The organism is Affinirhizobium helianthi (genome assembly GCF_042680945.1).
In the GTDB taxonomy this organism is placed as follows: Bacteria; Pseudomonadota; Alphaproteobacteria; order Rhizobiales; family Rhizobiaceae; genus Neorhizobium; species Neorhizobium helianthi.
The window spans coordinates 50,073-68,058 of sequence record NZ_JBHUEQ010000003.1 but is presented as its reverse complement, the minus strand read 5'-3'; the positions used below and the strand labels follow the sequence as shown (position 1 = coordinate 68,058).

At 56.9% G+C, this 17,986-nt stretch carries 17 protein-coding genes, 3 tRNA genes and 1 pseudogene; 1 reads left to right on the top strand and 20 read right to left on the bottom strand.

The annotated features are described in order from the left end of the window. Positions 1–9 precede the first annotated feature (9 nt). From ACFSE1_RS00915 to ACFSE1_RS00835, 17 genes and pseudogenes are all read right to left on the bottom strand, one after another. Positions 10–1,521, bottom strand: coding sequence for an NADH-quinone oxidoreductase subunit M (locus ACFSE1_RS00915; RefSeq protein ID WP_377395198.1), 1,512 nt, complete (start codon positions 1,519–1,521; stop codon positions 10–12). Beyond that, a complete protein-coding gene (nuoL, locus tag ACFSE1_RS00910; protein WP_377395195.1) occupies positions 1,521–3,521 on the bottom strand; it encodes an NADH-quinone oxidoreductase subunit L in 2,001 nt (666 codons plus the stop codon). The genes ACFSE1_RS00915 and nuoL overlap by 1 nt, the downstream gene beginning before the upstream one ends. Before the next feature lie 7 nt (positions 3,522–3,528). Further along, positions 3,529–3,837, bottom strand: a complete 309-nt coding sequence (gene nuoK, locus ACFSE1_RS00905; protein WP_007772674.1) for an NADH-quinone oxidoreductase subunit NuoK — start codon at positions 3,835–3,837, stop codon at positions 3,529–3,531. Between the two features lie 21 nt (positions 3,838–3,858). Then, a complete protein-coding gene (locus ACFSE1_RS00900) occupies positions 3,859–4,473 on the bottom strand; it encodes an NADH-quinone oxidoreductase subunit J (RefSeq protein ID WP_377396534.1) in 615 nt (204 codons plus the stop codon). Positions 4,474–4,598: 125 nt separating this feature from the next. Beyond that, entirely contained in the window at positions 4,599–5,090 is a 492-nt protein-coding gene (nuoI, locus tag ACFSE1_RS00895) for an NADH-quinone oxidoreductase subunit NuoI (protein ID WP_377395192.1), read from the bottom strand. A gap of 35 nt (positions 5,091–5,125) precedes the next feature. After that, positions 5,126–6,169 (bottom strand): NADH-quinone oxidoreductase subunit NuoH, encoded by a 1,044-nt coding sequence (gene nuoH, locus ACFSE1_RS00890; RefSeq protein WP_377395189.1) that lies wholly within the window; start codon positions 6,167–6,169, stop codon positions 5,126–5,128. 12 nt (positions 6,170–6,181) lie between these two features. Then, entirely contained in the window at positions 6,182–8,263 is a 2,082-nt protein-coding gene (gene nuoG / locus ACFSE1_RS00885) for an NADH-quinone oxidoreductase subunit NuoG (protein ID WP_377395187.1), read from the bottom strand. 57 nt (positions 8,264–8,320) lie between these two features. Beyond that, on the bottom strand, positions 8,321–8,950 hold the full coding sequence (locus ACFSE1_RS00880) for a 5' DNA nuclease (protein ID WP_377395184.1): 630 nt from the start codon (positions 8,948–8,950) through the stop codon (positions 8,321–8,323). 6 nt (positions 8,951–8,956) lie between these two features. Beyond that, positions 8,957–10,261, bottom strand: coding sequence for an NADH-quinone oxidoreductase subunit NuoF (gene nuoF / locus ACFSE1_RS00875; protein ID WP_377395181.1), 1,305 nt, complete (start codon positions 10,259–10,261; stop codon positions 8,957–8,959). A gap of 129 nt (positions 10,262–10,390) precedes the next feature. Next, positions 10,391–11,278: pseudogene (gene nuoE, locus ACFSE1_RS00870) on the bottom strand (NADH-quinone oxidoreductase subunit NuoE); the annotation flags it as partial. 16 nt (positions 11,279–11,294) lie between these two features. After that, the gene (locus ACFSE1_RS00865) at positions 11,295–11,549 is read right to left on the bottom strand and encodes a hypothetical protein (RefSeq protein WP_377395178.1); all 255 of its coding nucleotides are present in this window, start codon (positions 11,547–11,549) and stop codon (positions 11,295–11,297) included. Then, complete coding sequence (locus ACFSE1_RS00860) at positions 11,549–12,739, bottom strand: NADH-quinone oxidoreductase subunit D (RefSeq protein WP_377395175.1); 1,191 nt, start codon at positions 12,737–12,739, stop codon at positions 11,549–11,551. The genes ACFSE1_RS00865 and ACFSE1_RS00860 overlap by 1 nt, the downstream gene beginning before the upstream one ends. A gap of 86 nt (positions 12,740–12,825) precedes the next feature. Beyond that, entirely contained in the window at positions 12,826–13,428 is a 603-nt protein-coding gene (locus ACFSE1_RS00855; protein ID WP_377395172.1) for an NADH-quinone oxidoreductase subunit C, read from the bottom strand. Positions 13,429–13,443: 15 nt separating this feature from the next. After that, positions 13,444–14,025, bottom strand: a complete 582-nt coding sequence (locus ACFSE1_RS00850) for a NuoB/complex I 20 kDa subunit family protein (protein ID WP_377395169.1) — start codon at positions 14,023–14,025, stop codon at positions 13,444–13,446. Beyond that, positions 14,016–14,381, bottom strand: a complete 366-nt coding sequence (locus tag ACFSE1_RS00845) for an NADH-quinone oxidoreductase subunit A (RefSeq protein WP_210102857.1) — start codon at positions 14,379–14,381, stop codon at positions 14,016–14,018. The genes ACFSE1_RS00850 and ACFSE1_RS00845 overlap by 10 nt, the downstream gene beginning before the upstream one ends. 407 nt (positions 14,382–14,788) lie before the next feature. Continuing rightward, a tRNA-Asp gene (locus ACFSE1_RS00840) sits at positions 14,789–14,865 on the bottom strand. Positions 14,866–14,887: 22 nt separating this feature from the next. Next, a tRNA-Asp gene (locus tag ACFSE1_RS00835) sits at positions 14,888–14,964 on the bottom strand. Positions 14,965–15,301: 337 nt separating this feature from the next. Between ACFSE1_RS00835 and ACFSE1_RS00830 the strand changes: the two genes are divergently transcribed. Continuing rightward, a tRNA-Val gene (locus ACFSE1_RS00830) sits at positions 15,302–15,377 on the top strand. A 139-nt stretch (positions 15,378–15,516) separates the two neighbouring features. Here the strand turns inward: ACFSE1_RS00830 and ACFSE1_RS00825 are convergent. From ACFSE1_RS00825 to hupB, 3 genes are all read right to left on the bottom strand, one after another. Beyond that, complete coding sequence (locus tag ACFSE1_RS00825; protein ID WP_377395166.1) at positions 15,517–16,536, bottom strand: NAD-dependent epimerase/dehydratase family protein; 1,020 nt, start codon at positions 16,534–16,536, stop codon at positions 15,517–15,519. Positions 16,537–16,634: 98 nt separating this feature from the next. Beyond that, positions 16,635–17,540, bottom strand: a complete 906-nt coding sequence (locus ACFSE1_RS00820; protein WP_377395162.1) for a DMT family transporter — start codon at positions 17,538–17,540, stop codon at positions 16,635–16,637. 139 nt (positions 17,541–17,679) lie between these two features. Next, positions 17,680–17,955, bottom strand: a complete 276-nt coding sequence (gene hupB, locus ACFSE1_RS00815) for a DNA-binding protein HupB (RefSeq protein ID WP_377395159.1) — start codon at positions 17,953–17,955, stop codon at positions 17,680–17,682. Positions 17,956–17,986 lie beyond the last annotated feature (31 nt).

The window sequence follows — 17,986 nt, the reverse complement described above, 5'->3', positions numbered from 1 at the left end:
TGTCCCGTATCAATGCACGACGAGTGCAAGTTTCTGCGCAGCCTGCAGGGCAGCGGAGTAGTTATTAAGCAGAACGTCTACGGAAGCTGCTGTCGCATCGAAGACAGGAGCAGGATAGACGCCGAAGAAGATCGTCAGCACCACCAGCGGGTAAAGAATGATCTTCTCGCGAGTGGAAAGATCCAGCATTCCCTTGAGGCTTTCCTTGTCGAGCGCACCGAAAATAACCCGACGATAAAGCCAGAGAGCGTAGGAGGCCGACAGGATAACGCCTGTCGCTGCAAAGAGAGCCACCCAGGTATTCGCCCGGAACACACCGATAATCGTCAGGAACTCACCAACGAAGCCGGAAGTGCCCGGCAGGCCAACATTGGCCATGGTGAACACCATGAAGGCAACAGCATATTTCGGCATGTTGTTGACGAGGCCACCATAGGCCGAAATCTCGCGGGTATGCAGGCGGTCATAGACCACACCGACGCAGAGGAAGAGAGCACCCGAAACAATGCCGTGCGATAGCATCTGGAAGATTGCACCCTGAACACCCTGCGCATTGGCTGCGAAGATGCCCATGGTCACATAGCCCATATGCGCAACCGAGGAATAGGCGATCAGCTTCTTGATGTCGTCCTGCATCATCGCCACCAGCGATGTGTAGATGATGGCAAGAACAGACAATGTGAAGACGAAGGGCGCGAAATAATCCGAAGCCAGCGGGAACATGGCCAGCGAGACACGGATGAAACCGTAACCGCCAAGCTTCAGCATCACGCCAGCCAGAATGACAGAGCCAGCCGTTGGCGCTTGCACGTGCGCATCCGGCAACCAGGTGTGAACAGGCCACATCGGCATCTTCACCGCGAAGGAAGCGAAGAAGGCAAGCCATAGCCACGTCTGCATACCAGCAGGGAAGCCGAACTTCAGAAGCTCGGTAATATCGGTCGTACCAGCCTGCCAGTACATTGCCATGATAGCCAGCATCATCAGCACCGAGCCGAGAAGCGTGTAAAGGAAGAACTTGTAAGACGCGTAAACGCGATCCTTGCCGCCCCACACACCGATGATGATGAACATCGGAACCAGCGTCGCTTCAAAGAATACGTAGAAGAGCACGATATCCAGAGAGACGAACACGCCGACCATTACGACTTCCAAGAGAAGGAAGGCGATCATGTATTCCTTGATGCGCTTTTCAACGGACTCCCAGCTGGCGAGCACGCAGAAAGGCATGAGGAAGGTCGTCAGGATGACAAACAGCATGGAAATGCCATCCACGCCGAGATGGTAGGCAATACCTGTGTTTAGCCACTGATGCTTCTCAACCATCTGGAAGCCCGGATTGGCGTTATCAAAGCCAATCCAGATGAAGAGTGAGAGTACAAACGTCGCGACAGTCGTCAGCAGCGAAATGTTGAGGACATTCCGGCGGGCACTGGGGCCCTCCCCTCGCATGAACAGCAAGAGAAGAACACCAACGAGCGGCAGGAAGGTGACCGTTGAGAGAATCGGCCAATCGGTCATCAGAAGGAACTCCTCAGCATCATCCACGTGACGAGAGCGGCAATGCCAATCAACATCGCGAACGCATAGTGATAAAGGTAACCGGACTGCAGGCGAACAATACCGCGCGTAATGTCAACGACACGCGCCGCAATCCCGTTCGGACCATAGGCGTCGATGACAGCGACGTCACCCTTCTTCCAGAGGAAGCGACCAAGCGCCTTGGCGGACCGGACGAAGAGGAAGTCATAGAGCTCGTCGAAATACCACTTGTTCAACAGGAATTCGTAGAGCACGCGATGTTGAGCAGCCAGACGCTTCGGCGTCTCCGGCGACTTGATGTACATGAACCAGGCGGTGATGAAGCCGGTCAGCATGGCGACAAACGGGCTCCACTTCACCCACAGCGGTACGTGATGGAACTCTTCGAGGATCTCATTGCTCGGAAGCGTGAACAATGCGCCTTTCCAGAATTCATTGTACTCGTGGCCGAAGAAATGCCCTTCGAAGACAACGCCAGCGAAAATCGCGCCAACGGTCAGGAACGCCAAAGGCAGCAGCATGACCAGCGGAGATTCATGCACATGGTGCATGACCTCATGCGAGGCGCGCGGCTTGCCGAAGAACGTCAGGAACGCCAGACGCCAGGAATAGAAGCTGGTGAACAGTGCTGCAATCACGAGAAGCGTGAAGGCAAAACCGGACACTGCCGAGTGAGAGGCGTAGGCAGACTCGATGATGACATCCTTCGAGAAGAAGCCGGCAAGCCCGATCATCGTACCGGGAATACCAACGCCAGTAAGCGCGAGCGTTCCGATGGTCATGGCCCAGAAGGTATAGGGAATGTGCTTTCTGAGACCGCCCATGTAGCGCATGTCCTGCTCGCCATCGACAGCGTGAATGACAGAACCAGCACCCAGGAACAGCAAAGCCTTGAAGAAAGCGTGCGTGAACAGATGGAAGACCGCAGCACCATAGGCACCAACGCCAAGCGCGACGAACATGTAGCCGAGCTGCGAGCAGGTCGAATAGGCAATGACGCGTTTGATATCGTTTTGAACCAGGCCCACGGTTGCCGCGAAGAAGGCAGTGATCGCGCCAATGATAGTGACGACCGTCAGAGCATCCGGTGAGAGTTCAAAGATTGGGGACATGCGCGCGACGAGGAAAACACCCGCCGTCACCATGGTCGCGGCATGGATAAGCGCAGACACGGGCGTCGGGCCTTCCATGGCATCGGGCAGCCAGGTGTGCAGCAGAAACTGAGCGGACTTACCCATCGCGCCCATGAACAACAGCAGGCATACAGCGGTCAGCGCATCAGCCTTGTCCAGCTGCATCCCGAAAAGATTGATAACCGCCTGCCCTGCATCGGCAGCGCCTTCCGCAGGTAGATAGGTCTGTGCCGTCGCAAAGATCGTCTCGAAGTTGATCGACCCGAACAGGACGAACACGCCGGAAATGCCAAGGACGAAGCCAAAGTCACCAACGCGGTTAACGATGAACGCCTTCATGGCCGCAGCGGATGCAGATGGCTTTTTGAACCAGAAACCAATCAGCAGATAGGATGCGAGACCAACACCTTCCCAGCCAAAGAACATCTGCGCCAGGTTATCGGAGGTTACCAGCATAAGCATGGCAAAGGTAAACAGCGACAGGTAGGCAAAGAACCGCGGACGATGCGGATCGTGGTGCATGTATCCGATCGAATAGATGTGCACCAGAGTCGAGACCGAGTTCACGACGACAAACATGATTGCTGTCAGCGTGTCGATGCGGAACGACCACTCAAAATCCAGCCCGCCGGACTGAATCCAGCGCAGCACCGAGACCTTGATAACTTCATGCCCCTCTCCGTGCGCCATGGCGACGTCGAAGAAAACAATCCAGGACAGTACGGCGGCGATTATCATCAAACCGCTCGTTACGAATTCCGATGCCTTGGCTCCGATCGAGCGGCCGAAAAGGCCGGCGATCAGAAAGCCGATCAGGGGAAGAAAGACGATAGCCTTGTAGATCATGACCTGATCAGCCCTTCATCATATTGACGTCTTCAACCGCGATCGAGCCACGGTTACGGTAGAAGACCACGAGTATTGCAAGTCCGATCGCCGCTTCTGCAGCGGCAACCGTGAGAATGAACAGCGCGAACACCTGCCCGACGATATCGTTCAGGAAAGAGGAGAACGCGACCATGTTCAGGTTCACGGAAAGAAGAATAAGTTCGACCGACATCAGAATGATGATGACATTCTTCCTGTTGAGGAAGATGCCGAACACGCCAAGCGTAAACAGGATGGCGCTAACGGTCAGGTAATGAGAAAGTCCGATTTCCATATCGCTGTTCCTTGATCGCGCTTAGAGACCGCGGCCTGATTCAACCTTGGCCACTTCGATGGCCGTCGCGGGGGTACGCGCAACCTGCTTCGAAATATCCTGGCGCTTGATATTCTGCCTGTGACGCAGCGTGAGCACGATCGCGCCGATCATTGCGACCAACAGGACCAGACCGGCCACCTGGAAGAAGTAAACATAGTTCGTGTAAAGCACGTCACCGAGCGCAGCCGTGTTGGTGCGCGCTGCCGGAGAGGGAATAGGCATCGTGATCGACTTTGCCGCCTCAGGCGAAAGCACGGAACCACCGACCACCAAAATGAGTTCGGCTGCAACAATCAGACCGACAAGCGCACCGACCGGTGCATATTGCAGAATGCCGGAGCGCAGCTGAGCGAAATCGATATCCAGCATCATCACGACGAAGAGGAATAGAACGGCAACCGCGCCGATGTAGACCACAAGCAGGATCATCGCGAGGAATTCAGCTCCCGTCAGCAGGAACAAGCCAGCTGCGTTGAAGAAAACCAGGATCAGGAAAAGCACGGAGTGAACCGGGTTCCTGGCCGAAATGACCATGAACGCCGACGCCACCGCGACGAAGGCGAACAGATAAAAGAAAACAGCCTGCAAACCCATGGTGGTGCCTTTTCGTCTTCTCTGGTGAGACGTGCTCACCGTCAAAACCTGGCGGTCGACCCGGCCAGGCATATCATCCAGAACATGTGCCACGCGCCCCGCAAGGCGCTTGCATTATCATTCGATCAGCGGTACGGCGCATCCATTGCGATGTTACGCGCAATCTCACGCTCCCAGCGGTCGCCGTTATCCAGCAGACGCTGCTTATCGAAATAAAGCTCTTCGCGCGTCTCGGTGGAGAACTCGAAATTCGGCCCTTCGACGATGGCATCAACCGGACATGCTTCCTGGCAGAAGCCACAGTAAATGCACTTCACCATGTCGATGTCGTAGCGGACCGTCCGGCGCGTACCATCGTTACGGCGAGGACCTGCTTCGATCGTGATTGCCTGGGCGGGACAGATCGCTTCGCAGAGCTTGCAGGCAATGCAACGTTCCTCACCATTGGGGTAACGGCGCAGAGCATGTTCGCCACGAAAACGCGGGCTGACCGGACCCTTTTCAAACGGGTAATTGATCGTCGCCTTCTGCTTGAAGAAATACCGCATCGACAGGAAAAACGTCGAAACGAACTCCTTCAGGAAGAGCGAGCTGATCGATTGAGCCAGACTTGCCATTGTATTCTCCAGTGAGCCAGCCAGTCGGCGCCTTGTCAGGCGCCAGCCGCCAGCTTGAGCACGAATGCAGTAATGATGACCATAGCGAGCGACAGAGGAAGGAATACCTTCCAGCCGAGACGCATGAGCTGGTCATAGCGGTAACGCGGTACGAAGGCCTTTACCATAGCGAACATGAAAAACACCATGCTCGCCTTGAGGATGAACCAGATAATTCCAGGGACCCAGTTGAGGAACCAGACATCGACCGGAGGAAGCCAGCCACCGAGGAAAAGGATCGTGGTCAGGGAGCAGATCAGCAGGATTGCTGCGTACTCGCCCAGCATCAACATCATGTATGGCGCGGATGAATATTCGACCATGTAACCGGCAACGAGTTCCGACTCAGCTTCCGGAAGATCGAAGGGCGGACGGTTGGTTTCTGCCAGGCCCGAGATGAAAAAGATGACAAACATCGGGAAGAGCACCAACCAGTGCCAATCCAGGAAAGACGCCGGCAGACCAGCCATCGTTCCGATGCCCGTCTTCTGTGCCAGCACGATGTCGGTCAGGTTCAGCGAACCCACGCACAACAGAACGGTCACAATCACGAAGCCAATCGAGACTTCGTAGGAAACCATCTGCGCAGCAGAGCGAAGCGCGCCCAGGAACGGGTATTTCGAATTGGATGCCCAGCCCGACATGATGACGCCATAGACTTCAAGCGAGGAAATCGCGAAGACATAGAGGATGCCAACATTGATATTGGCGATCACCCAGTTCTCATTGAACGGGATGACGGCCCAGGTTGCCAGCGCCAGTGTCACCGAGACCAGCGGAGCCAGAAGGAAGACACCCTTGTTGGCGCCTGCCGGGATAATCGGCTCCTTGAATACGAATTTCAGCAAATCCGCAAAGGACTGGAAAAGGCCGAATGGACCAACCACGTTTGGTCCGCGGCGAAGCTGCACCGCGGCCCAGATCTTGCGGTCTGCCAACAGAATGTAGGCAATGAAGAGCAAGAGACAGACGAGCAGCAACAGCGACTGCCCGATCATGACCAGCGCCGGCCAGAGATAGCTTGCGAAGAAAGAGTCCATGTTTTTCAGCCTTTACTCTGCCGCAGCCTTGAAGTTGTTGCGGGCCAGCGCCGAACACTCAGCCATCACGGCCGAAGCACGTGTGATTGGGTTCGTGAGATAGAAGTCTTTGACCGCAGACGCAAACCCAGACTTGCTGAAGCTCACCGGTTTTTTGGCGAGTTCCGCAACATCATTGGCAGAACCGGCTGCAATCTCATCCAGCGCGTTGAAATGCGGATAGGATTCGTAGAGCTTGCGACGCAGTGCCGAGAGAGAATCGAACGGCAGTTTCTTGCCAAGAACATCGGAAAGCGCACGCAGGATCGCCCAGTCTTCACGCGCATCTCCCGGCGGGAAGCCAGCGCGATTGCCCATCTGGACGCGGCCTTCGAGGTTCACCCATGTACCGGATTTCTCGGTATAGGCCGCACCTGGAAGAATCACGTCTGCATGATGCGCACCCGCATCACCGTGGCTGCCGATATAGACCGTGAACTTGGCGTGCTTGGTCGCGAACTCCATCTCGTCTGCACCGAGCAGGAACAATACGTCCATCGAGCGCAGCATGGTCGCGGCATTCGCACCATTGGCACCCGGCACGAAGCCGAGATCAAGACCGCCCACGCGGGAGGCTGCCGTGTGAAGAACGCCAAAACCATTCCACTCTTCGGTCACGGCGCCAACGGAAACAGCGAGCGAGGCCGCGGCAGCAAGAACTGCCGCACCGTCATCGCGCGCAGCCGCCGCGGGGCCGACAATGATCATCGGATTCTTAGCATTGCGCAGCTTCTCAACGAATGCATGCGCACCATTCACCACATCGTTCAGCGTTTCCGGACCGGCACCCAGATATTCATAAGAGTAGCGCAGCTCACCCGCTTCACCGATAACGCCGATCGGGAAGTTACCGCGCCGCCAACGTTTACGAATGCGAGCATTCAGAACAGCTGCCTCGAAGCGAGGATTGGAACCGATCAGCAGAAGGGCATCAGCCTGCTCAATTCCTTGGATCGTCGGGTTGAAAAGATAGCTGGAGCGACCGAGAGCGGGTTCGAACTTGGCGCCGTCCTGACGGCAATCCATGTTCTGTGAACCGAGCGCGACGAGAAGCTCCTTGAGCGCGTACATCTCCTCGACGGAAGCCATGTCTCCGGCAATTGCACCAATGCGCTGGCCGGTTGTTGCTGCCACCGCAGTCTTGATCGCGGCAAAGGCTTCCGGCCAGGTTGCCGGCTGCAAACGCCCATCACGGCGCACATAAGGCCGGTCGAGACGCTGCGTCTTCAGACCATCCCAGATGAAACGGGTCTTGTCGGAAATCCACTCTTCATTCACCGCCTCGTTCACACGCGGCATGATGCGCATGACTTCACGACCACGCGTATCCACACGGATTGCAGAGCCGACGGCATCCATTACATCGATAGACTCAGTCTTGCCGAGCTCCCAGGGACGCGCCGTGAAAGCAAAGGGGCGCGAGGTGAGAGCGCCGACCGGGCAAAGATCGATAACATTGCCCTGCAATTCCGAGGTCATGGCCTCTTCGAGATAGGTCGTGATTTCTGCGTCTTCGCCGCGACCGATCAGGCCGAGTTCAGAAATGCCGCCAACTTCCGTCGTAAAGCGAACGCATCGCGTGCAGTGAATGCAGCGGTTCATCACCGTCTTCACAAGCGGACCGATATACTTGTCCTCGACTGCACGCTTGTTCTCGGTGTAGCGCGACGCGTCCATGCCGAAGGCCATGGCCTGATCTTGAAGATCGCACTCACCGCCCTGGTCGCAGATCGGGCAGTCCAGCGGATGGTTGATCAGCAGGAATTCCATAACGCCTTCGCGGGCCTTCTTGACCATCGGCGTGTTTGTGTAGACTTCCGGCAGTTCGCCATTCGGGCCACCACGGATATCACGCACGCCCATGGCGCAGGATGCAGCAGGCTTCGGCGGGCCGCCCTTTACCTCGATCAGACACATGCGGCAGTTTCCAGCCACGGAAAGCCGCTCGTGGAAACAGAAGCGCGGCACTTCGGCACCAGCTTCCTCACACGCTTGCAACAGCGTGAAGTGATCCGGAACCTCGATCTCTTTACCGTCAACCTTGAGCTTTGCCATCGTCACTTACGTCCTGTTTCCAGTCCCCTGCCCTTTCAAGGGCGGCGACACATTCCGTCACCGCAGCAGCGACTTCGCCTGCGCGATCCAACCATCTTTTGCAATCCGACCATCCAGCCCAAGCTCACGGTCGAAATGCTCTACATTTTCTTCGCTCCACCCGGCAATCTGCTCAATACGCAGCACACCCATGCTGTTGAGCAGACCTTCGAGTTTAGGGCCTATGCCCGAAATCCTCTTCAGGTCATCCTTTGCGGGCACCGAACCCTTGCGAGCTTTGACCGCGGATTTTGACCCGGCCGCCGAGGAGGCACCTCCCCTGCCAGCTACAGCCTTTTTCGCCGCGACCGGCCTTGCCCGTTTAACCTTCGCCTCTGCCAGCTCAACAGGTCTTTCAACCTTAGCAGCCGGGGCAGTCATCACAGGCTCCGGCGCTACACCGTCTGGCTGCGCCTCCCCCGTCGAGGCAGCATGACCCTGCTGCTTTGGCGTATTTTCGAGAGCAACCTGCATCATGCCGAAGAAGGCATTTGCGACCTGCGCCCCGATTGCCATGCTTGCCATTGTCATGGCCGTCATGAACTCGGCAGGATTAGCGGGAGCCTTGTCCACGAAGGGAAGCGTGAAACCGAGCGTGGATTTGCCCGTAGCATTCTCACCAGTCTCGCTGTGACCCCTCGCTTCCATGATCGCTTACTCCGCCGCCTCCATAACCGCGCCGTGGCTCGTGGCATTTGCCGTATATTGGTCGATCCGCTTTTCAATGTCCGGGCGGAAGTTACGGATCAAGCCCTGGATTGGCCAGGCAGCCGCATCGCCAAGAGCACAGATCGTATGTCCTTCGATCTGCTTGGAGACCTGGAACAGCATGTCGATTTCGCGCTTCTGCGCGTTACCCTTCACCATGCGCTCAAGAACGCGCATCATCCAGCCGGTGCCTTCGCGGCACGGTGTGCACTGGCCGCAGCTCTCATGCTTGAAGAAAGCGGCGATGCGCCAGATAGCCTTGATGATGTCGGTCGACTTGTCCATGACGATCATGCCGCCGGTGCCGAAGGACGACTTCACTTCGCGCATGCCGTCAAAGTCCATGATGGCGTCCGCCATGTCTTCGCCCCGAACAACAGGACAGGAAGCGCCGCCAGGAATGACAGCCAGAAGATTGTCCCAGCCGCCCCGAATGCCGCCACAGTGACGCTCGATGATTTCGCGGAAGGAAAGACCCATCGCCTCTTCAAAGGTGCATGGCTTGTTCACATGGCCTGAAACCATGAAAAGCTTGGTGCCAACATTGTTCGGACGACCAATCGACGAGAACCAGGAAGCCCCGCGGCGCAAAATTGTCGGAGCCACCGCAATCGACTCGACGTTGTTGACCGTCGTCGGGCAGCCATACAGACCCATATTGGCCGGGAATGGCGGCTTCAGGCGCGGCTGCCCCTTCTTGCCTTCCAGGCTTTCCAACAGCGCTGTTTCTTCACCGCAGATATAGGCACCGGCGCCGTGATGGACGAATACGTCGAAATCCCAGCCACACTTGTTGTTCTTACCGAGAAGACCGGCATCGTAGCACTCGTCAATCGCCTTCTGCAGCTCTTCGCGTTCCCGCATATATTCGCCGCGGACATAGATATAGGCCGTATGTGCACCCATGGCAAAACCGGCAATCACGCAGCCTTCGATCAGCGTATGCGGATCGTGGCGCATGATGTCGCGGTCCTTGCAGGTGCCCGGCTCGGATTCGTCGGCATTCACCACGAGGTAATGCGGACGGCCATCGGATTCCTTCGGCATGAAGGACCACTTCAGACCTGTCGGGAAGCCGGCACCACCACGGCCACGCAGACCCGAAGCCTTCATCTCTTCGATGATCCAGTCACGGCCTTTTTCGATGATCTGTTTCGTGCCATCCCAGTGGCCACGACTCATGGCGCCCTTCAGGGACTTGTCCTTGAGCCCGTAGATGTTGGTAAAGATGCGATCCTGATCTTTCAACATGATCTATTCCACCAGTCCGCCGCCTCTATGGTCGGCAATTCGAATGCAATATGCGCGGGTTTCGCCCAGCGCGGCCCGAATGGCAAGAACTTATTCTTCGCCTTCGGTTGTCTTCTTCCGAGCGCGCTTCGGCTTGGCCGTTCCGGCAACTTCGCTGCCCTCTGCCGGTGCGCCTTCTGCGGCGCTGCCCACGGCTTTGGTGTCAGGCTCGTTTGCGTTGGTGCCAGAAAGTGGCTCACTCTCCACCTTGCGCGCATTGGCTTCAGCCCCAGCGGGGGCCGTTACCGGCGTCTTGATGGAGGCGTTGGTTTCTGCCGCAGTATCCTTCGGACGGGCAGCATCTGCCGGAGGAACCGATGCGGCGGCTTCCGCTGGCTTGGGTTCCAGATTGGTCCGAACAGGCTTTATCTCGTCGACCAGGGTGACGGGACCGCCTTGCGGTGCAGACGTATGGCGATCGATCTGCGGGCCGGTTTTCACCTCGGCTCCCTTGCCAGCATCGAAAGCGTCAATAATCTCTTCGAGACGCTCCGGCGTAAGATCCTCGTAGGCATCCTTGAAGATCATCACCATAGGCGCGTTAACGCAGGCGCCCTGACATTCAACTTCTTCCCACGAAAGTGTGCCGCTTTCGTTACGCACGAAGGGCTCCGGGTTGATCTTGCGCTTGCACACATCCATCAACGCCTCGGAACCTCTGAGCATGCAGGGCGTTGTACCGCAAACCTGCACGTGGGCGCGCGTGCCGATCGGCTTCAGCTGGAACTGCGTGTAGAAAGTGGCGACTTCCAGCACGCGGATATAGGGCATTGAGAGCTTCTGCGCGACGAATTCAATCGCCGCACGGGTTACCCAACCGTCCTGCTCCTGCGCGCGCATCAGAAGTGGAATGACTGCGGATTGCTGGCGGCCCTCCGGATATTTCCGGATCGTCGCCTCAGCCCACGCTGAATTTTCAGCGTTGAAGGCAAAGGCTGCCGGCTGGAACTGATCTTCGGCTAGTCGACGAACGGACATTCTTTCTCACGCCTTATCAATTGATGGATGCGCAGCGCGTTCTCGTCACATTGACGAATTCGCAAGCGTAGCCAGATTTTCCCTTTTGCATGAATACGATCAGTTTCGATCCATTCGGGACAGCTGACTTGATTTCATACTCTCTGGACAGAAGTTCCGCCATGGTGGCGTCGGCATCGCGGGTTGTATTGATCGCGCCATCCAATGCTTGCGCTTGGGCTGACACCGAGGCAACAACGATCAAACAGAATGCGAGCGCGCAACGCACCATTAGCGATCCACCTCTCCAAACACGATGTCGAGCGAACCGAGCACGGCCGAAACGTCGGCCAACTGGTGTCCGCGGCACAGGAAGTCCATGGCCTGCAGATGGGCATAGCCAGGAGCGCGGATCTTGCAGCGGTATGGCTTATTGGTGCCGTCCGCAACCAGATACACACCAAACTCACCCTTCGGCGCTTCGACCGCGGCATACACCTCGCCTTCCGGCACGTGGAAGCCCTCAGTATAAAGCTTGAAGTGGTGGATCAGGGCTTCCATCGAGCGCTTCATCTCGCCACGCTTCGGCGGAACGACCTTACCATCCACAGAGGATACCGGTCCTGTCTTCGCATCACCGAGCAGGCGCTCAACGCACTGCTTCATGATCTTGCAGGACTGCTCCATCTCGAACATGCGGATCAGATAACGGTCATAACAGTCGCCGTTCTTGCCAATGGCGATGTCGAAGTCGAGGTCGGCATAGCACTCGTAAGGCTGCGACTTGCGCAAATCCCACTTGGCGCCAGAACCACGCACCATCACGCCCGAGAAACCCCAGGCCCAGGCATCTGCCAGCGACACGACGCCGATATCGACGTTACGCTGCTTGAAGATGCGGTTATCGGTGATCAGACCGTGAATGTCCTGCAATGCGCGAGGAAACTCGTCACACCACTTTCCGATGTCTTCCACCAGTTCAACCGGCAGATCCTGGTGGACGCCACCCGGACGGAAATAGGCCGCGTGCATACGTGCGCCAGAGGCGCGCTCGTAGAACACCATGAGCTTCTCGCGCTCTTCGAACCCCCAGAGCGGAGGTGTAAGCGCGCCAACATCCATGGCCTGCGTGGTCACGTTCAACAGGTGAGACAGGATGCGACCGATCTCAGAAAAGAGCACCCGGATCAACTGTCCACGGATAGGAACTTCTATGCCCAGCAGCTTCTCGACCGCGAGACAGTAGGCGTGCTCCTGGTTCATCGGAGCAACATAGTCCAAGCGATCGAAATAGGGCAGCGCCTGAAGATAGGTCTTTGCCTCGATCAGCTTTTCCGTTCCACGGTGCAGAAGGCCGATATGCGGATCCACGCGCTCGACGATTTCGCCGTCGAGCTCGAGAACAAGTCGCAAAACGCCGTGCGCCGCCGGATGCTGCGGTCCGAAATTGATGTTGAAATTGCGGACATTATGTTCAGTCATTGCTGCCTGCTCCATGCTGCGCTGCCATCACGGCGCCAGCGGGAAAAACTCGATTCGTCACGCGGCGCCCGCAGCGCCGCCTGCCTTCACGCCTTGGCCTTCTCGTCGCCCGGCAGCACGTAATCCGTGCCCTCCCAGGGGCTGAGAAAATCGAAACTACGGAATTCCTGACGCAGCTGCACCGGCTCGTAGACCACGCGCTTGGCACTGTCGTCGTAACGCACTTCCACGAAGCCCGTCAGCGGAAAATCCTTGCGTAGCGGGTGCCCTTCGAAACCATAGTCCGTGAGGATACGGCGCAGATCTGGATGCCCGGTAAACAGAATGCCATAAAGATCCCAGGCCTCACGCTCAAACCAGTCAGCGCCAGGATAAACGGAACAGGCCGATGGCACCGCCTCATCTTCAGCCGTCTGGACCTTCACGCGGATCCGCATGTTTTTCGTCGGCGAAAGCAGATGATACACAACGTCGAAACGACGCTCCCGCTGTGGCCAATCCACGCCGCAGATATCGATCATGTTGACAAAGCCCGACTGGGGATCGTCCCGCAGGAAAGTCAACAAGGCGATAACAGTCTCCGCAGTCGCATTCAGCGTCAGCTCGCCATAGGCGATGGCAGCCGACTGAAACAGGCCGGACTGCTTTTCGCCAAGATAGGCAACATATTCATTCAGGGCTTCACTCATAGCCAGTCCTCGCCCTTAGCGTTCGATCGTTCCGGTCCGGCGGATCTTTTTCTGCAGCAAAAGCACACCGTAAAGAAGTGCTTCCGCCGTGGGGGGACAGCCCGGAACATAGATATCGACTGGTACGACGCGATCGCAACCACGGACCACCGAATAGGAATAATGATAGTAGCCACCACCATTGGCACAGGAGCCCATGGAGATGACATAACGCGGCTCAGGCATCTGGTCATAGACCTTACGCAGAGCAGGCGCCATCTTGTTGGTCAGCGTGCCGGCAACGATCATCACATCAGACTGACGCGGGCTTGCGCGCGGCGCGAAACCAAAGCGCTCAACGTCATAACGCGGCATGGAAAGCTGCATCATTTCAACGGCGCAACAAGCCAGACCGAAGGTCATCCACATCAAGGATCCAGTACGGGCCCAGTTGATCAACTCATCGGTCGAGGTGACGAGAAAACCCTTATCGGCGAGCTCATTATTGATCTCGCCGAAGAATGCGTCATCACTGCCAACCGGCTTGCCGGTGCGCGGATCAATGATCCCCTTTGGCTGCGGCGCGATGAGGGTGCCGCTATTGTCGACTACTCCCATTCCAGCGCTCCTTTCTTCCACTCATAGATAAAGCCGATGGTCAGGACGCCGAGGAAGACCATCATCGACCAGAACCCGAACCAGCCGATCTCGCCGAACGAAACAGCCCAAGGGAACAGGAAGGCAACTTCCAGATCGAAGATGATAAAAAGGATCGACACGAGATAGAAGCGGATGTCGAACTTCATGCGAGCGTCATCGAAGGCATTAAATCCGCACTCATAGGCGGACAACTTCTCCGAGTCAGGCGCCTTATAGGCAACGGCGAACGGCGCAATAAGAAGCGCCAAGCCGATCACGAGGGCAATACCTATAAAGATCGCGATCGGGACATAGGAACTGAGAAGTTCAGTCATTGTATTCCATCCCTGCTTGCCAAGCAGTACCGGGCGGCACAAAAGCGAATGCGCGGCAAGCGAACGTGCATTGCAACAAGCCGTGACTAGCGCAGCCGGAACGCGGGCGCAAGACTTTTGAATGATCGATCCCGCACCAAAATATCTTTATGCCCAAAGCATACACAATCCGTGTAGTCCCTGGCTAGCTGGCGGGCATCCAATTGATGGCTTCTAGGTTAAGCCGTTAGCGTCAAGATGGGTGCAGATTGCAAGCAAAACAAGCCGCAACGGAAACAAGGCGAACAAAACTTGCAACTTCGTCTGCCCGCTGACAAAGCGGCGAAACAGATGAGGCGCCCTGAACGCGACTGCGACCAGATGTCGCAATCCTGCTCTATACTTAACCACATAGGAAGAGAGATAAATGGCGCGAGTGACGGGGCTCGAACCCGCGACCTCCGGCGTGACAGGCCGGCACTCTAACCGACTGAGCTACACCCGCGCATTGTTTCATTGGCCTGGAATGGCGCGAGTGACGGGGCTCGAACCCGCGACCTCCGGCGTGACAGGCCGGCACTCTAACCGACTGAGCTACACCCGCATTCTTCCAAACAGGGAGAAACTTCCCCTCACCGACCGGCAGCGCCATGTCGATGTGCGGCTCTCTAAGGGGTTCGTTTGGAGGTGTCAAGCAGCTTTCAAGACAAAAGCGTGACGAAGAAATCTTTCTTTTCCACAACCTCCCCAAAGCCGGGACCAGCCTGTGGATGGATAAAAAAATCTCAGCGCAAGAACCCCCGGTTTTGCGGGGGTTTCGAAGTTCCGACCACGCCCGGTGGAAAAAAATCGAAAAAAACTGCAAATTCGCTCTTGCGGATTTCGATCGATCCGAATAGATCACGGCCATCGACGCGGCGGCAACGAACCGCCAGCAAGTCGGGCGATTAGCTCAGTTGGTAGAGCGCCTCGTTTACACCGAGGATGTCGGGAGTTCGAGTCTCTCATCGCCCACCATTTCCCCCTTTCTCTTATGCTCTTACTTCGGCAGCTTGTTTCTGCTTCTATCTGTGCGCTTGTGCCCGATACTGGGCATGCTTTGTCGGCCCCACATATGAGGCCGATCGAAGCAGATTACGTCTGATCAAAGTGCCTCTCAGAGCTGAAGTTCGTCGCGGAACTCGAGATACCAATCAACAAAAGCTCTCACGCCCGTCTCCAGGTCGATTTCCGGCTTCTCGCCTGTCAACGCTTGCAGCAGGAGAGGACTTGCAAAAGTGCGTGGAACATCGCCTTGCTGCATCGGCAGCATTGCGCGCTTGGCTTGGCGCCCCATAACCGTCTCAATGGCTGCAATGAAGTCGAGAACCGTTACGGGTTGCCCCCCACCGATATTCACCACCCTGTAGGGTCCCTGGTGAGAAAGCGTGTCGCTCACACCAGGCGCGGTCACGCGATTCGATTCATTTGGTGCGATTCGAGAGAGATTGATGATGCAGCTGATAAGATCGTCTACATAGGTAAAATCTCGGCTCATGCGGCCTTCGCCATACACTTCGATCTCGCGATCTTCGAGAATCGCCTTCACAAATTTGAACAGCGCCATATCGGGCCGGCCCCAAGGGCCATAGACGGTGAAGAAGCGAAAAGCGGTTATCGGCAACTTGTGAAGATGCGCATAAGTATGCGCCATCAACTCCATACCCTTCTTCGTGGCAGCGTAGAAGCTGAGTGGCTCATCCGTCTTGTCGGCTTCCTTGAAGGGGGTAGAATCGTTGGCACCGTAAACCGACGATGTGGAGGCAAGCATCAAATGCTGAACGCCAGCTTGCCGGGCGAGCTCCAGCACGTTCCAGGATCCGACGAGATTCGAATCAAGATAGGCTTTCGGATTTTCCAGGCTGTAACGCACGCCAGCCTGCGCTGCGAGGTGCACGACAATATCCGGATTGCCGTGCTCGAGGGTGGTTTCCAGAGCACGCCGATCTTCAAGCATGCCGATAACGGGACGAAATCCTTGAAACTGTGAGAGCGCGGCGTGCCGTGCTTCCTTCAGGCGGAGATTATAATAAGGGGTCAGGCCATCAAAACCCGTGACCTGATGCCCCTCCTCCAGGAGCCGGCGGGCCAGATGAAAGCCGATAAAGCCTGCTGTGCCGGTGAGAAGGTAATGCATGCCGAACGCTCCTTGTGAATGCGCGCGGATAAAAGACCAAACAACACCGTCACGCAACCACACAGGCTTGATGGCGCATGATTTCGCTGATTCTCTTGCTATGCTCGCAGTTCGCGCCTTGCAGCTGAGCGAGCCTCACGCAGAAGAAGTGAGAGCGAAGCGGCGAGAATCAGCAATGCGCCAAGCAGCAGGGAGCCGCTGGGCGCAAAACCGAACACAACCCAACCCGCAAGCACATTCAGCGGCAATTTCAGATCGTCGAAGGGTTGGACATAGGCCGCATCCGCGGCTCTGTATGCAAGGCTGAGAAAATGCTGTCCGATGGCAGTCAGCAGGCCGGCCGCCAGTAGAAGCCATAGCTCCTGCCCTGCGGGCAATGCCAATCCGGCGCCAAGAGCAAGTGCTGCGTTGATGGGTGTGAGCAGTACCAGCAGCCAGACCGTGATGGCTTCAGGCGGCTCATGGTGTGCCAGGTTCTTCATAATGAGAGATGAGCCGCCCCACAGAAGGGCCGCGAGGACTGGCAATAATGCGGAGAGCGAGAACGCATCGTTCCAGGGCTGCAGGATGACCATCGCGCCAATGAAACCCGCCAGCGTTGCGAGCCATCGATGCATCCCCACTCGCTCACCCAGAAACAGTCTCGCACCAATGATGACAAAGAAGGGCGAGGTCATGACCAGGGCTATCGCTTGCCAGATCGGCACCGTCACCAGGCCATAGGCCCAGGCCTGCACGCCGAGCGCCGCCAGCGCAACCCGGATGACATGCCGCATCGGGTAGCGACTGCGCATCGCCTTGAAGCCCAGTCGGGCGAGCAGTGGCAGCGAGAAGATCGTTGCGAAGGCATATTGCCAGAAAGCCATGGAAGAGGCCGGGAAATGCATCACCATGGCCAACCATTGGGTTGCCACGTTGATTGCCGCGAAAACAACGCCAGCAAGCACCATGAACAGTGCGCCACGCACCGCCGGCGACCACATCACGCTCTGCCTGTCTGCCATCCTCTTCCCCGCCCTCTTGATGTCACTCTTGCGGAAGGAGAAGCCACGCCCAACTCCGCTTTCACCTTATGAAAAAAGCCCGACTGACGCCGGGCTTCGCAGCATTGGTATGTATTCACGCTTGTCAGCGTGCCAGACCTTAGCTGTTTACAGCGTCCTTCAGGCCCTTGCCGGCCGAGAACTTTGGAACGTTGCGAGCCGGAATATCGACTTCAGCGCCCGTGGAGGGGTTACGACCCTTCGAAGCTTCACGGCGGGAGACGGAGAAGCTGCCGAAGCCAGCGAGACGAACATCGCCACCGTTTTTCAATTCAGCCTGCACAGCTTCCAGAACTGCGTCGACAGCAGAAGCGGCGTCGGCCTTGGAAAGACCGGCCTTCTCAGCAACGGCGGATACCAATTCGTTCTTGTTCATGTTTCCACCCCTTTCAATGGTTTCACACAAA

Coding starts and splice junctions, on each gene's coding strand:
- ACFSE1_RS00860 (WP_377395175.1), bottom strand. CDS start 12,739: ATGACTGAACATAATGTCCGCAATTTCAACATCAATTTCGGACCGCAG.
- nuoG (WP_377395187.1), bottom strand. CDS start 8,263: ATGGCAAAGCTCAAGGTTGACGGTAAAGAGATCGAGGTTCCGGATCAC.
- hupB (WP_377395159.1), bottom strand. CDS start 17,955: ATGAACAAGAACGAATTGGTATCCGCCGTTGCTGAGAAGGCCGGTCTT.
- ACFSE1_RS00845 (WP_210102857.1), bottom strand. CDS start 14,381: ATGACTGAACTTCTCAGTTCCTATGTCCCGATCGCGATCTTTATAGGT.
- ACFSE1_RS00855 (WP_377395172.1), bottom strand. CDS start 13,428: ATGAGTGAAGCCCTGAATGAATATGTTGCCTATCTTGGCGAAAAGCAG.
- nuoF (WP_377395181.1), bottom strand. CDS start 10,261: ATGTTGAAAGATCAGGATCGCATCTTTACCAACATCTACGGGCTCAAG.
- ACFSE1_RS00865 (WP_377395178.1), bottom strand. CDS start 11,549: ATGGTGCGTTGCGCGCTCGCATTCTGTTTGATCGTTGTTGCCTCGGTG.
- ACFSE1_RS00825 (WP_377395166.1), bottom strand. CDS start 16,536: ATGCATTACCTTCTCACCGGCACAGCAGGCTTTATCGGCTTTCATCTG.
- ACFSE1_RS00850 (WP_377395169.1), bottom strand. CDS start 14,025: ATGGGAGTAGTCGACAATAGCGGCACCCTCATCGCGCCGCAGCCAAAG.
- nuoL (WP_377395195.1), bottom strand. CDS start 3,521: ATGATCTACAAGGCTATCGTCTTTCTTCCCCTGATCGGCTTTCTGATC.
- nuoI (WP_377395192.1), bottom strand. CDS start 5,090: ATGGCAAGTCTGGCTCAATCGATCAGCTCGCTCTTCCTGAAGGAGTTC.
- ACFSE1_RS00820 (WP_377395162.1), bottom strand. CDS start 17,540: ATGGCAGACAGGCAGAGCGTGATGTGGTCGCCGGCGGTGCGTGGCGCA.
- ACFSE1_RS00880 (WP_377395184.1), bottom strand. CDS start 8,950: ATGGAAGCGAGGGGTCACAGCGAGACTGGTGAGAATGCTACGGGCAAA.
- nuoH (WP_377395189.1), bottom strand. CDS start 6,169: ATGGACTCTTTCTTCGCAAGCTATCTCTGGCCGGCGCTGGTCATGATC.
- ACFSE1_RS00900 (WP_377396534.1), bottom strand. CDS start 4,473: ATGGGTTTGCAGGCTGTTTTCTTTTATCTGTTCGCCTTCGTCGCGGTG.
- nuoK (WP_007772674.1), bottom strand. CDS start 3,837: ATGGAAATCGGACTTTCTCATTACCTGACCGTTAGCGCCATCCTGTTT.
- ACFSE1_RS00915 (WP_377395198.1), bottom strand. CDS start 1,521: ATGACCGATTGGCCGATTCTCTCAACGGTCACCTTCCTGCCGCTCGTT.